The 15863-nt window shown below is 37.9% G+C and carries 11 protein-coding genes; all 11 read right to left on the bottom strand.

What is annotated here, in order from left to right; genetic code table 11:
* Nucleotides 1-940: 940 nt before the first annotated feature.
* Nucleotides 941-3451 (bottom strand): multicopper oxidase domain-containing protein, encoded by a 2511-nt coding sequence (locus B3C16_RS08045; protein ID WP_035650012.1) that lies wholly within the window; start codon nt 3449-3451, stop codon nt 941-943.
* A 27-nt stretch (nt 3452-3478) separates the two neighbouring features.
* The gene (locus B3C16_RS08040; RefSeq protein ID WP_238567995.1) at nt 3479-3967 is read right to left on the bottom strand and encodes a DUF305 domain-containing protein; all 489 of its coding nucleotides are present in this window, start codon (nt 3965-3967) and stop codon (nt 3479-3481) included.
* Between the two features lie 150 nt (nt 3968-4117).
* Entirely contained in the window at nt 4118-4990 is an 873-nt protein-coding gene (locus B3C16_RS08035; RefSeq protein WP_035650017.1) for a DUF2911 domain-containing protein, read from the bottom strand.
* A 12-nt stretch (nt 4991-5002) separates the two neighbouring features.
* Complete coding sequence (locus tag B3C16_RS08030) at nt 5003-6247, bottom strand: hypothetical protein (protein WP_291130672.1); 1245 nt, start codon at nt 6245-6247, stop codon at nt 5003-5005.
* A gap of 26 nt (nt 6248-6273) precedes the next feature.
* On the bottom strand, nt 6274-8799 hold the full coding sequence (locus tag B3C16_RS08025) for a heavy metal translocating P-type ATPase (RefSeq protein WP_291130669.1): 2526 nt from the start codon (nt 8797-8799) through the stop codon (nt 6274-6276).
* 179 nt (nt 8800-8978) lie between these two features.
* Complete coding sequence (locus B3C16_RS08020; RefSeq protein ID WP_035650025.1) at nt 8979-9518, bottom strand: DUF3347 domain-containing protein; 540 nt, start codon at nt 9516-9518, stop codon at nt 8979-8981.
* Between the two features lie 21 nt (nt 9519-9539).
* A complete protein-coding gene (locus tag B3C16_RS08015; RefSeq protein ID WP_035650027.1) occupies nt 9540-10754 on the bottom strand; it encodes an efflux RND transporter periplasmic adaptor subunit in 1215 nt (404 codons plus the stop codon).
* Nucleotides 10755-10757: 3 nt separating this feature from the next.
* Nucleotides 10758-12098 carry an efflux RND transporter periplasmic adaptor subunit gene (locus tag B3C16_RS08010; protein ID WP_035650029.1) on the bottom strand — a complete coding sequence of 447 codons (1341 nt, stop codon included), beginning with the start codon at nt 12096-12098 and terminating at the stop codon, nt 10758-10760.
* Nucleotides 12076-13326 carry a TolC family protein gene (locus B3C16_RS08005; protein WP_291130664.1) on the bottom strand — a complete coding sequence of 417 codons (1251 nt, stop codon included), beginning with the start codon at nt 13324-13326 and terminating at the stop codon, nt 12076-12078. The genes B3C16_RS08010 and B3C16_RS08005 overlap by 23 nt, the downstream gene beginning before the upstream one ends.
* Nucleotides 13310-15259 (bottom strand): efflux RND transporter permease subunit, encoded by a 1950-nt coding sequence (locus B3C16_RS08000; RefSeq protein ID WP_260402251.1) that lies wholly within the window; start codon nt 15257-15259, stop codon nt 13310-13312. The genes B3C16_RS08005 and B3C16_RS08000 overlap by 17 nt, the downstream gene beginning before the upstream one ends.
* Nucleotides 15231-15863, bottom strand: a 633-nt coding sequence (locus B3C16_RS07995; RefSeq protein WP_291130657.1) for an efflux RND transporter permease subunit, incomplete at its 5' end; no start/stop codon positions are given. The genes B3C16_RS07995 and B3C16_RS08000, both read right to left, overlap by 29 nt.

Genomic DNA, 15863 nt, shown 5'->3' with positions numbered 1-15863 from the left:
ACTGGTTATTGAACTTAAAAATGAAGGGGAAGCAATGGAGAATGCAGTCAGGCAAAGGAATTCAATGTGATCACAATAATTGCTCCTATTGAGGACTTGAAAAGGAATGTCATTTTTTTTGCAAGAATCGAAGAAATTAGCTTGAATAATGCATAAAAAAGCCCAAGAAAATCATTGATTTTCTTGGGCTTTTTGGATAAGGAGAGTTAGTTATGATATCTGATTTGCAATATATTACAATTAATTTTTATCTTTAGCAATGCGCTATATCTACCTCATACTCTGCTATTTCACAATACGAAGCATTAACACAACGCTAATAAAGATAGTCGTTGATACTGGTGGTGATGTGCAGATTCTGAAATCACACACAGCAACCGAGCTTTACATAAAGATGAAGGATATCTATGCTCCGAGCATATGGAATGTAAGTACTGTAACGGAAATAAGAGAACATTATAAAGCACTATCAGACTTTGATAAAATACTGAAGAAATTTAGCTTAAATAAAAAATAAAATTTTACGATTTTCTATATTTTTCGCCAGGTCTGTGACACATTAAATGGTTCATCTTCATCAGTAGAATCGTTGTTATTGTTTTCCATCAATTCCTTTATATAAGACAAAACTGCTTCTGCGAATTTTAAAGATTTTTTTCTGCAGCACTAAACCAAGTATGAATCCATTTCCCTATCAGCTTAATATCTAGTTGAAAAAGACCCTATTATAAAGCCTTGCTATTGATTGACACTTAAGAGCATTTTATGATGACTTGGTTGCAGTACAAAAAGAAAGTGTTAATAGATATAAAAAACCAGCCTATAAAGGCTGGTCGGATTAAATGTGGTATTTAGAATTATCAAATATTGTATTCTTCATGAATTGTTTTCTTCCCTGTTTTGCTTTAACTGTTCTATGCTAATTTTTTAAGTTAAAAATTTAGTAATTTAAAATAAAACCTGCGCCAAAGCCCATATCGCTATCATAGTGAGAGGATAGAGAACCCCATCTGGTAATTATATAGCGCAACCCTGCCATATATTCCTTGTCTGTATTCCACATTAAATTCATTCGAAGTCTTTTAGAAACTGGGATGTCCTTACGTTCAAACTGTAATCTGACTTTACCATCTGTGAAAACCTCTGCCTGTGCTACTATTAACATTGGAAGGGTATAGTTGACCCCCAGACTTACTACTGCACGTTTATCTTTAGTGTTTTTTTGTCCAAAGAGATTTTTTTCCTGTTCATCTTCTCCCATTTTTCGATATCTCCAGTCAAATCCTATAAATGGCATTAACCATTGCATTTTTCCAATATATCGACCAATGTGTGTTTCAGTTTCATAACCATGCATATCATTGTATCCTAATCTCCATTCGGTTCCAATACTCCAGCGCGTACTTTGATACATTGCTTCACCATCATTTCCATTGGTTGCAAAATCATTCTCTGCCATAAAATGAAATTTCCTGTCGTCTGCAAAGAGTTTTCGTTGTGCTAATTTTGGGTCTGGAATTTCAGGGTTGGCAGGTTGGTTTTCGTAGGTAAAAACCCTTCCCATTCCGCTCATCATATGGTATAAAATATGGCAGTGAAAAAACCAGTCCCCATCTACGTTGGCATTAAATTCCAGCGTATCTGTTTCCATCGGCATTATATCAATCACATTTTTTAACGGTGCATACTCTCCTTGGCCATTAAGGACTCTGAAGTCATGACCATGTAAGTGCATTGGATGGCGCATCATTGAATTATTATGTAAAACGATGCGTACATTTTCGCCTTTTTTAATTAATATTTTATCAGATTCAGAAACTACCTTATTGTCCAAACTCCAGACATATCGATTCATGTTACCGGTAAGTTCAAATTTTAGTTCTTTAATTGGGGCGTTTTCAGGAAGTGTTGTTTTGGTAGGCGATTTAAGCATTGCATAATTTAGAGTTGTAATATCTGAAAGCGCATTGGCATTGTATTGCTCAGCATCCATTTTCATACCATCCATCTTTGTATTGGTTTTAGGCTTGGTTTCACCCGTGATTTCGGGATACATCACTACATTCATATCCATTTTATTAAGGCTCATGCTCATGCCCATATCATCCAGATCTCCATTCATTTTCATCATACCGTTCATCATCTTCATTCCTTCGAAATATTTAAGCTTTGGCAGGGGTGCCGCTAATTGCTTAGCCCCGCTGCCAATGTACAGGGAGGTAGATTTTGTGCGGTCTTCCGGTGTTGCCAAAAACTCATAAGCTGTTTTGTCAGCTGGAACGGTTACAATTATGTCATAGGTTTCAGAAACTGCAATAATTAATCGATCGACCTCAACTGGTTCTACGTCATTTCCATCATTGGCCACAACCGTAATTTTCCCACCGGCATAGGTAAGCCAAAAGTAGGTTGATGCACCTCCATTGGAAACCCGTAGCCGGACTTTATCACCTGCTTTAAATTGAGAAAGCTGATTTTCATTTTTTCCGTTGATTAAAAATTTGTCGTAATAAACATCACTGACATCCATCGCATTCATTCGCTTCCATTCATTTTTTATTTTGTCCTTAAAATACCCTTGCTTTATAGCTTCAGCATAACTTTGTGTGGTCCCTTTTTTAATAGCAAACCAGTCCGATGCATTGTGCAGCAGTCGGTGTACATTTTCAGGTTTCATATCTGTCCATTCACTCAATACTATGGGAACAGAAGGCAGATCATCGATTCCTTTACGGAAAGTTGGATCATCTGTTCTTTTATTCATTATAAAAGAGCCGTACATGCCTATCTGTTCTTGTAGTTCCGTATGGCTGTGGTACCAATGTGTGCCATGCTGAATAATGGGAAAAGTATATAGATGCGTGGTATGGGGTTTAATTGGCATTTGAGTTAGATTTGGCACACCATCATATTGATTAGGTAAGAATAAGCCATGCCAATGCAGGGAAGTATCTTCATCAAGCTCATTGTGAACATAGATTTCAGCGATATCTCCTTCTGTAAAAGTCAGGGTAGGCATGGGTATTTGTCCATTCACGGCTATAGCCCTTTTTGTTTTTCCTGTAAAATTTACAATTGTATCTCTGATATACAGGTCATATCGAACCACACGTGGCTGTGCGTTATTTTCTTCAGGTTTTTTTTGAGCAATTGTACTATTATTGTTGTCCTGTATTGCTGTATTTCCGTGGTCAGTTTGTTTCTTGGGAATGTCTTTATGCTGCGATATTTTTGTTTGCTTTTTTGTTTTTTCCGGAACTAGTTTCATACCGCACTTTGGGCAGTTTCCCGGTTTGGATTCATGAATATCAGGATGCATTGGACAAGTATAGGTAGTAGGATTTGACTCTTCTTTCGCTGGCTTTTTATCCATTTCCATTGTTTTCATATCCTGCGCCTGAATTAGGACAGGAAGCATGATAGATACGAGTATTGTCAGTATATTTTTCATATTGCTTTTTTAAAGAATAGTGTTCTGTTATTTTTTTTTCATCTCTTTCAACTTGGCTTTCATCTGTGTAATTTCAGCCTGTTGCGCTTTTATAATGTCTTGGGCAAGTTGACTTATTTCTGGATCGTGAAGAGAAGCCTCCTGAGCCATGAGAATTGCCGCCGCATGGTGTGGTATCATTGATTTTAAGAATTGTTTATCATCAACAGCTGCTTGCTGTCTGATGCAGGAAAAAAAAATGATTGCGGCAAGGCTGCCTGTTATAATTAACATTATGTTCCATTTTTTATTCATATACATACTACCCATTACAATAATCTCAATTACGAGCATTGGCATTGTCATTAGTCCTGCCATGTAAAATTGGTTTACATTGGGAATGACATTAGCAAAAATATCGACCATCGAATACATTAGTATGTACATAGAAATAAATGACAATACGATCATAAGGGCTAATTTTTTGTACATTTTGGAGTCTGCCTCTTTAGAATGCTGCTGTGTTGCGTGTTCCATTTTCATATTTTTAGCTTTAAAAGTTATTTTGATTTATCTATTTCCCTGAACAAAACAAGTCTAATGTTACTATAACACTATATCGGCTTAAATGGCAAGGATTTTTTTATGCTCCTGTAGTTTTCAATGTGATATTGTAATACTTATTATTTATTTACTTTTAAGTAATAATTGTAACTCTTCAATCTGATTTTTTAATTTTTCAGTACCCTTCATTTTTTTCTGTTCTGCAATTGTTAAGGCTTTTTTTGCTGCCTCAATAGCATTGGGATAATCCTTCAGTTCTAAAGATACTTTCTGTCTTAAAGTGGGATAATAAAAATTTTCGGGATCCAATTTTTCAGCCTCAGCTAACCAGGATACTGCTTGGTTATTTGCTCTTCCCGTGGTTGAATAATAATTTGCTGCCTGAAACAATAAAGTAGCATTTTGACTTTTCTCTTTAATAATATATTTGTCAATTAGGGCTAAAATTTCTTTGTCAGCTTTGCTTTTCATTGGTATTTTAACCATAGTATTTTCCCATTCTATTTTAAGGAAACCTTCCCCTTTACTATTGATGTCATTTAATTCGATGGTAAAAGTTTCGTAGAAATTAGTTGTTTTTTCTGTGGGGACGGTAAAACGCATAACGTCTTTTTTCTCATCATAACCAGTTTCGCCATGTAAAGTAATATCACTATTTATAATGATAGTCCACTCATTTTCTGATGGAATTGAAAATATAGAGTAGGTTCCTGTTTTTAAAATATTATTTCCTAAGGTGATATCCTCATTAGTACTGATGGTCGTACAGTCACTTGCACCTGTTCGCCAGAGTTTGCCAAAGGGCACCAGTTCCCCAAATATTTTTCGTCCTCTTACTAAGGGTCTGCTATAGGCCATTTTTATTGTTGAACTTCCAATTTCTTGTTGAAATGATGCTGAAGGGCTTGCAGAAGTAAGCTTAATTTGAACTTTTTCCTGTGCAGAAATTGATAACGATTGTATAATAATGAAGCTTAATACAATTATTTTTTTCATAGTTTTTTAATTTTAAATTGATTTTGATATTTTTTCCATTACCGAATGGTCGGTTCCAAATTTGCAGATGGCATCACAATTAGCTCTTAATTCAGAAAACAGGATATATTTTATATTCATTTTCGAGTTTTTTATAACGGGCCTATTTAGCTGAAGCACTACATCCTTTTCCCTGCTATTGGGAATAATAATATAAAAAACTTCCTGTCCGCTTGAGATACTAAAGTATAGGTCAGACAAGCGCAGTATGCCAGAGTAGATACTAGTGCTCTTTTCTACTTCAAAGGCACCTATAATTTTGTTTGTGCCTTTTTCTAACCAGAGCACATCAATAAGCTTAATGGTATTTTGAGTGTCCTTGTCGGTAGGCAACTCAGGGAATTTTACCAGTGAAATAAATGAGAAATTTTGTCCATTAAATGATTTGTTTTTATCATTGCTTGCCGGGGTAACATCGAAACCGAGAGAAATACCTATTTTTAGCAGATGGTATTGCATCTCACTATGCAGATTTTCCTCCAGTTTTTCTTCGAGTATTTCTTTTTGACGCTTGTGTACGTTTTTTTCGAATCTTGAACGTTCTGCCTCGCTTAAGTATTCATCGTTACCGATTAGCATTTTCTGAGTTCCAATTTCAAAACACAATCCTGCAATGGCACCCAAATCATTTGACAGCTGAGATTTATGCAAAGTGTTAGTTTCCATCAAAGTTTCTCTTATTTTAAGATATTCTGTCCAGCTTCCCAATTTTTTTTTGTCTTTAAAAAGAAAATTAAAACCATTGAGAATAGCAGTGTTGAATGGCGGGAACCAGGTTGGGTGTATGAAATATAAAATACTGGCAACCGCAGGTCCTAATCCTTTAATTTTTAATTCATCGAGTTTTATGATTTCTTTTACAACCTGTTCTTCAGACTTGGCATTGATACAATTTTCAAGGAATTGACCGAAAGCCAATTTATTGTTTTGATTTTCATAGATATCAGGAATGCGCAATTTGGGTTTCCAATAAAACGGATGGGAAACCCCTGCAAAGACTTGTTTTTGTTCGGCAATGCAACTCAGAACAAATTCTAAACTGCTTTCTTTAAAATCATTAGGAAAGGTTTTCTTTTTAATATCCTCAATGACTTGTAAAACACCGCGTCTTATAGTCCGAAATGCCTTTAACCGTTGGTTGTTATCTATAAACCAGGTATTGTAAACACTTTCGTTATCGTTTTTATACTGCAGAATAATTTGTCCTAGATTGGTCATTTGTTTTTATAATAATTTATTATTCTTTAGAGTTTTAAGCTTCTTAATCGCAATGCATTGACAATAACAGATACCGAGCTAAAACTCATTGCCAGGGCAGCAATCATAGGAGAAAGTAATATTCCGAAAAACGGATATAAAACTCCCGCAGCAACTGGTACACCTAAGACATTATATATAAAAGCAAAGAATAGGTTTTGCTTGATGTTGCTCATTACAGCGTGGCTCAGATTTTTTGCTTTTACAATTCCTTGCAAATCTCCTTTTACCAAAGTAATCTTGGCACTTTCGATCGCAACATCTGTTCCTGTTCCCATCGCAATGCCAATGTCCGATTGTGCCAAAGCTGGCGCATCGTTTATACCATCTCCTGCCATAGCAACAACTTTTCCTTCAGCTTGTAATTTCTCTATTACTTTTAATTTGTCTTCCGGTAAACAACCTGCTTGGAAAGAGGTTAAATGCAACTCGTCGGCAACAGCTTTGGCAGTATTTACATTATCTCCCGTAAGCATAATTACTTCAACTCCTTGACGCATTAATTCTTTTATAGCAGCAGCACTGGTTTCTTTTATAGCATCGGTTATCGTTACAAATCCCACTACGTTCTTATCTACAGCGATATAAGAAACTGTTTTTCCTAATTTTTGTTCGGCAATAATTTTCTCTTCAATTGTGGCAGAAATAGCTGCGCCTACTTGCTCCATTAATTTTTTATTCCCTAATGCGATCTTTTTATCAATAGCAGTTCCAATAACTCCTTTTCCTGCAATGTTTTCAAAATCATCAACTTTCGTTAAAGAGACATTTTTAGCTTTTGCAAATTTTACTACTGCTTGTGCTAAAGGATGTTCGCTATACTGATTTAAAGACGCAATGTATTGCAGCAGTTCATCTTCTGAATATTGTAATGCAACAATTTTTTCTACCGAAGGTTTCCCTTCTGTAATTGTTCCTGTTTTATCAGTAATCAGAACATTTACCTTATCCATTTTTTCTAAAGCTTCAGCATTTTTTATCAGAATTCCCGATTGAGCGCCTTTACCAACTCCTACCATTACAGACATCGGCGTTGCCAATCCTAAAGCACAAGGACAGGCAATAATTAATACCGCAATGGCATTTATAAACCCATAGACCAATGCCGGTTCGGGACCAAATTTTGCCCAAATGAAAAAGGTAAGAATGGAAATTACAACAACAATTGGTACAAAATATTTAGCAATACTATCGGCTAGTTTTTGAATTGGTGCTCTGGAACGGCTTGCATTATTAACCATTTGTATAATTTGCGAAAGCAAGGTTTCCGAACCAACTTTTTCGGCAATCATTATAAATGATTTGTTTCCGTTTATAGTTCCTGAAGACACCATATCTCCTATTTTTTTATCTACAGGAATTGGTTCACCTGTAATCATCGATTCGTCTATTGTACTTTCACCATCGGTTATTTTCCCATCCACAGGAATTTTATCTCCGGGTTTTACCCGTAATAAATCACCTTTTTTTATATCATGGATTGAGATTACTTTATCACCGCCATCAATTACCAAAGTAGCTTCGGTAGGAGCCAATTTTAATAATTCTTTTATAGCACCACTGGTTTGACTGTGCGCCCTGGCTTCAAGCAATTGTCCTAACAAAACTAAAGTTAGAATAACTGTTGTGGCCTCGAAGTATAATAGTACTGTTCCGTGCTGGGTCTTAAATTCACTTGGAAAAATATCTGGAAAAAACATTCCAACTAAACTAAATAAAAATGCCACTCCTGTACCAATTCCGATAAGGGTAAACATATTTAAATTCCATGTAATTATTGATTTCCATGCTCGTACAAAAAATACCCAACAGGCATAAAAGACAACAGGAAGTGATAAAATAAGCTGTACCCAATTCCATTTAGCCGCATCCATTAGCCCGAGTAAAGGATTGTTGTGTGCCATTTCTATCATGGCAATTGCGAAAATAGGAACTGTAAATACAACCGCTATTTTCATTTTCTTAACCAAACCCTTATAAATTCTTTGGTCTTCATTTTCGCTTGGTTCCATTGGTACTAGATCCATCCCGCAAATAGGACATGATCCTGGCGCATTGGTTATAATTTCCGGATGCATAGAGCATGTGTATTGCTGAACCTGAACAACGGCTGGTTCTTGTACCAAATGCATTCCGCATACAGGACAATCTCCCGGTTTATCATACATTTTATCGCCTTCACAATGCATCGGGCAATAGTATTTTCCACCCGCATCATTATGAGGCGCAGCTAACTTTTTATGATCACGATCGTTAGCAGTACTACAGCATGATTTCTCTGCTGTTTTTTCTTGCGAATGAGTCGTGTGGGTCATTTCAATGGTGTACTTTCCAACCGCAGTCAATGCTTCCTGCAGTTGCTCGGTCGCAATATGTTTTTCCATTATAATGGTTGCCAATGGGGGATCTAGAGTGACATTTGCCTTTACTCCCTCCACAGCATTTAATGTTTTTTCTACTTTCGTACGACATCCATCGCAAGTCATTCCCGATATTGTATAGGTGTGTGTCATAAGGTTATTTTTTTTACAGTTTAGAAGCGTTATTTACTTAATATATAGAAAGTTAGTGTTTTTTTTTTAGTAAACGTGTGATTTCAATTTACTTAAAATGACTTGTTGTTCATCAGCTGTTACAGCTTATTGTAAAACACTGAAAAATAATTACAAATAGTTATGTATTTAGATTCTAATTATTTAATTATTTCTTTCACCTCACCACACTTGAGCATTTTTTCTCCAAAGTAAGGATTACGCACTTCTTTGGTAGGACTAATCCATACGGCTCCTTTATTGTCGAAAGCCATTGGACAATATTCCACGTATAGTTCAGCCTCGGCCATTCCTGCTTTTTTTAGCAAGGCAACCATTTCATTGCTTAGTTTAGAATAAGCAGCCCGCTGCTTTTCAATATCAGGAGCTGAAACGATTGATGCAGCGCTTGCTGCAAGATTACTGCTGTTGCTAATTTCCCGTGCTCCCGCTTCAATCGCATTGGCTGCCAGTTTTGCTTCCCCGAGATTATCTTGGGTAAGGGCTACTGTTAAATGGGCATACTGGCTGTATATCGCATTTAAGACATCATCATTTATCCTGATTTCGGCTTCCTTTGAAATTGGGACAGAAGTTTCACTATCCTTAGGATTCTCTTGCTTTTTGTTTTCATTATTACCGCAGGCAATAAGTAAGAAGATTGATAATATTTGGATTCCTATTTTGATTATTTTTTTCATCGTCTGTTGTGAGATTGGTTATTACATTTTCATTCCTGACATTGGGTTTTTACCTTTCTTTAATATAAATTCACTGTACAGGAGATAGGCGCCAGATGCAACAACGACATCACCTTTTTTTAATCCGCTAGTAATTTCGACTTCATCGAAGGTTTCCGAACCAATCGCCACCATTCTAGGCTGATATTTGCCTTTTCCAATTTCAATCCAAACATGTGTGCCGCTTCCGTCTCTTATAACAGCATCCACAGGTATGGTCAATTTCATTTTCTGTTCTGAGGAAGGCAGTAAAACAATTGCCTGCTGACCTGCCTGCCATTGATTGTTTGGATTGGCAATAGTACCACGCAGCTGTATTATCTGCTTACTTGTTTGCAGGGCAGGATTTATAAAATCTACGGTCATTGTTTGGGGCTGATCTTCATAACCCGAGACTATAACTTTAACCTTTTGGCCGGTTTTAATTTTACCTGCATCGGCTGGATAAACATCAGCTTCGACCCATAAACGATTGTAATCTTCTAATTTCATAATAGAGGCTCCTTCTGCTACATATTGGCCTTCTGTAATGGAAAGTTCTGCAACTATTCCTGAGTTTGGAGAATAATAATCAACATAAGGGGATGCTTTTTGTTTTTTGAATAATTCATTAAGCTGGGCTTCGGACTGACCGTACAATAATAGTTTTTGTTTTGCAGCACTTTTTATTTGGGCAAAGCGTTTATCCTCGGCAAAGCTTGTGGCCTGTGCTGTGGCGATGAGGTACTCCTGTTGCAGGGCTGATAGCTGCTCTGAATATATTCTGTATAAAGGCTGGCCTTTTTGAACGGGAACACCAGTTTCTTTTACATACAACTCTTCAATCCTTCCTGCCACTCGGCTTGAGATGTAAATAGTTTGCTCAGGGTCAGTAACCAAACGTCCATTGAGACGGGAAGAATTTGAAAATTCATTTTCTCCGGCAGTTATTGTAGTCAAATTGGCTAGAGCTTGCTGGCTTGGCCCCAAGGTTAGAAAGTCCTGTGAGTTGTTTTTTTCGAAGGGCACTAAATCCATTCCACAGATTGGGCATGAGCCAGGACTATCTTTTACAATTTGCGGATGCATGGGACAGGTATAGGTTTGAACTTTTTCCTGACTGACTTTTTTTTCTTCTTTTTGGGCACATGCTGTAAATAGAAGTGGAAAAACCATTGCAATGAGCAAAATAGTACGAATTATTGATTTACTGTTCATGACTTAATTTTTTAATTTATTTTCTGAAGCTATCTTGATAAAACTCTCACTGTCTATCATATAGGCCGCATTGCCGGCAATACCCCAATCACTGATGTCTTGATCTATTAGGACCATTCCATCAGCATTGTTTTTCGTTTTAACTTCTCTGGGAACAAAGACGTCTTTTTCTTTTTTGAAAACGATGGATTTATTTCCTAGATTGAGAACGGCACTTTGCGGGAGCCACCAGCCTTTGCTGACAATAGGAATGGTTGCAGTTACTAATTTTCCAGTTTGAAATTTATTATCCTGCAAATAAATCCTTGCTATAGTAAAGTTGCTTCCCTCTTTAAAGACGGGCTGAATGAGTCCGACAGTACCAGTATATACGGTTTGCTTATCTGATGGTTCATAAAACACCAGTTTTTGTCCTTTTTTAATCTGGGGTGATACCGATGGATCAAAAGCAAACTCAGCGATAAGGTTTTTGTTGGTATAGATTGTAAAGAGTGATTGTCCAGCACCGATATATTGCCCTTCTCTTAGCATAATAGCAGAGGCAGCAGGGGTAGATGCGCTATTATTTGATGCTGCATTGCCACTTGAGCCCATAGCGCCCATGCCATCATCTGACACCGAGCTTTGAGGTGAAGCCGAAGGAGCTGCTGCAGAAGCGTTTGCTGTCGCAGTATTGTCTAAGATGTACCCGGTGGCATTACTGTAAACAGGAATGCGATAGGAAATTTTACCTGTCTTTAATACCTGTTGTATTTGTTTCTGCTGCATACCTAGCAGAGACAGTCTCTCTTTTGCTTTTTGAAGCATCGGATTGTTTGCATCAGATTGATAAATAAACAACAATTCTCTTTGCGCGGCAGCAAGGTCAGGTGAATAGATTTCCATGATTAGCTGTCCTTTTTTTATGGGCTGGTAATTGTACTTAATCAGCAGGCGCTCAATCCTTCCGCTTACCCTGCTGGAAATGCTGGTCTGCTCACGGGTATCGTAGGTAATAATTCCTTGTACCTGCAGAGAGAATATTTTAGTACCTCCCTGAGGTTTTATGACAGATATATTAGAAACGACCTGTTCATTGACGGGTTTTAAAAGGTGTTTCAGGCTGCTGTCTATAGCTGTTTCCGTACCAGGGGTATGTCTTGGAACCAATTCCATACCGCATATTGGGCAGCTGCCGGGCTTATCCTGAATAACTTCAGGATGCATCGGACAGGTATATTCCTGATTTGTAACATGCTGATGTGATGGCTTACTGTTATACTCGGTTTTCTTGTTACAGGCTGTCAATAATAATATCGAAACGAATAACAATGCGACTAACTTAGCGATAGAGTTCTTTTTCATAATCGACAATCATTTGATATAGTTTTAATTTTTCATCTAATAAGTTATTCTGCAGCATATTTAAAGCTTCCCAGGAGTCAATTACTACAGGAATCTGCAGTTTGTTTTCCTGATAGTTCAGAAAGTTTACATCCAGGGACTTTTGCATAGAAGGGATTATTTTTGTTTCGAGTCCCTGAATCCTTTTTTGCATGGTCAGTATTTCGTATTGCATACCATATAACATACCTTGGGTTTCCTGCAGCATGGCGGATTTCTCTTTCTCCATAGCCTGTACATTGTATTGCATTGCTTTGACATCTGATTTATACATTTTTGAAGACCAGGGAGCAATAGGAATAGACATCATTGCCATTACCGAATAGGCTTTGGGCATCATTTTATCAAAAGAATTCATATGATCAAACTGGATTTTAAAAGAGGGATTTTTTTCTGCTTTCATGGCCTCAATACTAAGCTGCATCGATTCAATTCCAGCATCCATCTTCTTGATATCTCCACGTACCCCTGCAAGGCTTGTGGTGTCGTGTAAAGCTGGGTTGAAGACAGGATTAATACTCGTGTCTATGGCAAAATCAGCATTGCCGGGCTGGTTCATCAAGCTGTTGAGCCATGCTCTTGCTTTTGCAATTTCACCTTCCTGCATGCGGACCATATTTTTGTTTTCTTCAATCCTTGCGTCGATCTTGTATACATTACCCAATTGCGACTGGTTGTAGGGATAGCGCACTTCCTCAATCTTTTTCATGGTCAGCATTATCTTTTCGTTCTGATCCAAAACTTTCATTCGCTGTTCGGCCACCATCCAGCTGTAGTAGAGCTGTTTGGCCTTCGATTTATAGTCGTTAAGGGTAACGGCACGGGTAGCGTTCTCAATGTTTCCTTGGGACTGGATGAATTTTTTCTTCTTGTTTAGCTTTCCTACATTGGGGATGTCCTGTTCAATTCTGAACATTAAAGATCCTTTGTCGCGGTCATCCATAACTTCCTGAAAAGGATAGGGGGTCATAAAGGTTCCCACACCCACCATTGGTGCCATCCATGCTGTTGCAGCATCGGCACTGTATTTATATCCTTCTGCCTTTAAACTATAGCTTTGCAGAAGCACATTTTTTTTATCAATCCTTTGAAGGATTGTATCGAGAGACAAGACCTGTTTGGTCTGGCTCAATAGCTGTAATGGCAGTAAAAGCAATAGTACTGCCAGTATTTTAATGTTTGACATCATGTACTTCGAGTTTGCCATATTTTCTTAGTTCATATTCTTTGGACATTAGGAAAATAAGCGGGGTTACTAATAAGATATGCACGGCAGAGGTAAATACACCGCCAATCATAGGCAATACAATTGGTTTCATTACATCCATTCCAACACCATTGGACCACAGGACAGGTACTAATCCGAATAATGAGACGCAAACGGTCATTAGTTTTGGGCGCAATCGTTTTGCGGCGCCGTGTACCACATATTCCCTGAGATCTTCTTTAGTGATGGTTTCCCTTGAGTTTCCTTTGGCCCGGATAAGTTGCTCCATGGCATCATTGAGATAGATAACCATCACAATTCCGGTTTCCACGGCAATTCCAAAAAGGGCAATAAAACCTACTGCTACCGCCACTGATAGATTGACATCCCAGAAAAAAATGATATAGGCACCTCCAATTAAAGCAAAAGGAACTGTTATAAGGCTTAAAAAGGCTTCCCTAAGGGAATTAAAGGCAAAATAGAGGGCGAAGAAAATAATAAGCAATACTAGCGGCGCAATGACTTTAAGGGTCTTTTCTCCGCTGATCAGGTTCTCATATTGTCCGCTCCATTCTATAAAGTACCCCTCAGGAAGTATGTTTTTGGCGCTTTCCAATTTTTTCATGGCTTCCTGTACGGTTCCTCCCATATCACGATCACGTATATTGAACATGACTGCTCCGCGAAGGAGTGCATTTTCAGAACTGATCATTGGCGGTCCGTCTACGAATTTAATATCAGCAACGGCAGATAATGGCACTTCTCCAAAGGCAGGAGACTGTAAGGGAATGCGTTTAATGCGTTCCACGCTATTTCTATAATCCTGGGCCATACGCACACTTATTGAAAAACGTCTTCGTCCTTCAACAGTATTGCCAATGGATGCACCACCTAAAGCAAATTCCACGGTTTGGTTCACATCATCCACGGTTAGGCCATATCGGGCCAATTCCTGGCGATTAACATCAACATCAAGGTATTTACCTCCGGTAATAGGATCCACAAATAAATCAGATACTCCCGGAGTTCCTTCTAAAGCCATTTTCACCCTTTCAGACACACGGGCAATGGTGTCGAGATTTTGTCCGTAGACTTTAATTCCTACATCGGTACGAATTCCTGTTGCCAGCATATTGATTCGGTTGATAATGGGCTGTGTCCAGCCGTTTACTACACCAGGTATCTGGAGTTTGGTATCGAGTTCCTTAATAATATCTTTTTTATCTATTCCTTCACGCCACTGTGATTTTGGTTTTAGCATGATAATGGTCTCAATCATGCTCATTGGGGAATTATCCGTAGCTGTGTTAGCTCGCCCTGCCTTACCCAAAACACTTTCTACTTCAGGAACCGATTTGATTATTTTATCCTGTACCTGCAAAATGCGTTTGATTTCTCCATTAGATACATCAGGGAGGGTAACAGGCATAAATAAAATACTCTGTTCATCCAATGGAGGCATGAACTCCGTTCCGAGCCGCATCAATAATGGAATAGAAATCAATAATGCCAGAATATTGACTGCAAGAGTTGTTTTTCTCCATTTCAGAACCCAGCGTATAATTGGCTCATAACCTCTTTCCAAAAAGCGATTTACTGGATGTGCATCGGTTGGACGGAATTTTCCTTTCATAAAAAAAGAAATCAGTACCGGAGCTAATGTAAGTACCAACAGGGCATCCACAATCAGTATGAATGTTTTTGTAAAGGCTAAAGGATGGAATAGTTTTCCTTCCTGTCCGGTAAGCATAAACACAGGCAAGAAAGAGGTAATTATAATTACAGTGGCAAAGAACACCCCACGGGAAACCTGCTTGCTGCTTTTCTCAATTATTTTGAGTCTTTCCTCTTCGGATATCCACTGTGGTTTTTTGCGAAATATATTTTTAATTCTTTTCATCAGAGTTTGTTTCATTTTTTTGTTCAGATTCCCATTGTGCATACCGTTGCGAGAGATGCTGGTAGGCGTTTTCACTCATAATAATACCGTTGTCAACTATTACTCCAATGGCAAGTGCTATACCGGTAAGGGACATAATATTGGAGGATATGTCAAAGGCATTGAGCAGTATGAAACTTGCTGCAATGGTAATTGGTATCTGGATGATAATACTCAGTGCACTGCGCCAGTGAAAAAGAAAAATAATAACGATAAGGGACACTACAAGCATTTCTTCAATTAAGGTACGCTTAACCGAATCAATAGATTCTTTAATCAGATGTCCCCGGTCATATACAATATTGAATTTTACCCCTTTTGGGAGCCCTTTAGCAACTTCCTTCATTTTTTCTTTCACATTATCAATTACAGCATCTGCGTTTTCACCATAACGCATCACTACTATACCGCCAACGACTTCGCCTGTGCCATTATGATCAAAGATTCCCAATCGGGTTTCCCCGCTCATCTGGACAGTTCCTATATCGCTGACTTTTATAGGAATGCCATTTTGGTTTTTCAGTGGGATATCCTCAATCTCTTTGATGGATTTCAGATAACCGGATGTCTTAATGATATA

Source organism: Flavobacterium sp. UBA7682 (assembly GCF_002482945.1).
Lineage (GTDB): Bacteria > Bacteroidota > Bacteroidia > Flavobacteriales > Flavobacteriaceae > Flavobacterium.
The sequence above is the reverse complement of the archived record's forward strand: the minus strand, read 5'-3'. Positions and strand labels throughout refer to the sequence as shown.

Bases quoted from the DNA above. Each gene is read 5' to 3' on its own strand.
- B3C16_RS08015 (WP_035650027.1), bottom strand. From the start codon at position 10,754: ATGAACAGTAAATCAATAATTCGTACTATTTTGCTCATTGCAATGGTT.
- B3C16_RS08000 (WP_260402251.1), bottom strand. From the start codon at position 15,259: ATGAAACAAACTCTGATGAAAAGAATTAAAAATATATTTCGCAAAAAA.
- B3C16_RS08005 (WP_291130664.1), bottom strand. From the start codon at position 13,326: ATGATGTCAAACATTAAAATACTGGCAGTACTATTGCTTTTACTGCCA.
- B3C16_RS08045 (WP_035650012.1), bottom strand. From the start codon at position 3,451: ATGAAAAATATACTGACAATACTCGTATCTATCATGCTTCCTGTCCTA.
- B3C16_RS08040 (WP_238567995.1), bottom strand. From the start codon at position 3,967: ATGGAACACGCAACACAGCAGCATTCTAAAGAGGCAGACTCCAAAATG.
- B3C16_RS08020 (WP_035650025.1), bottom strand. From the start codon at position 9,518: ATGAAAAAAATAATCAAAATAGGAATCCAAATATTATCAATCTTCTTA.
- B3C16_RS08010 (WP_035650029.1), bottom strand. From the start codon at position 12,098: ATGAAAAAGAACTCTATCGCTAAGTTAGTCGCATTGTTATTCGTTTCG.
- B3C16_RS08030 (WP_291130672.1), bottom strand. From the start codon at position 6,247: ATGACCAATCTAGGACAAATTATTCTGCAGTATAAAAACGATAACGAA.
- B3C16_RS08025 (WP_291130669.1), bottom strand. From the start codon at position 8,799: ATGACACACACCTATACAATATCGGGAATGACTTGCGATGGATGTCGT.
- B3C16_RS08035 (WP_035650017.1), bottom strand. From the start codon at position 4,990: ATGAAAAAAATAATTGTATTAAGCTTCATTATTATACAATCGTTATCA.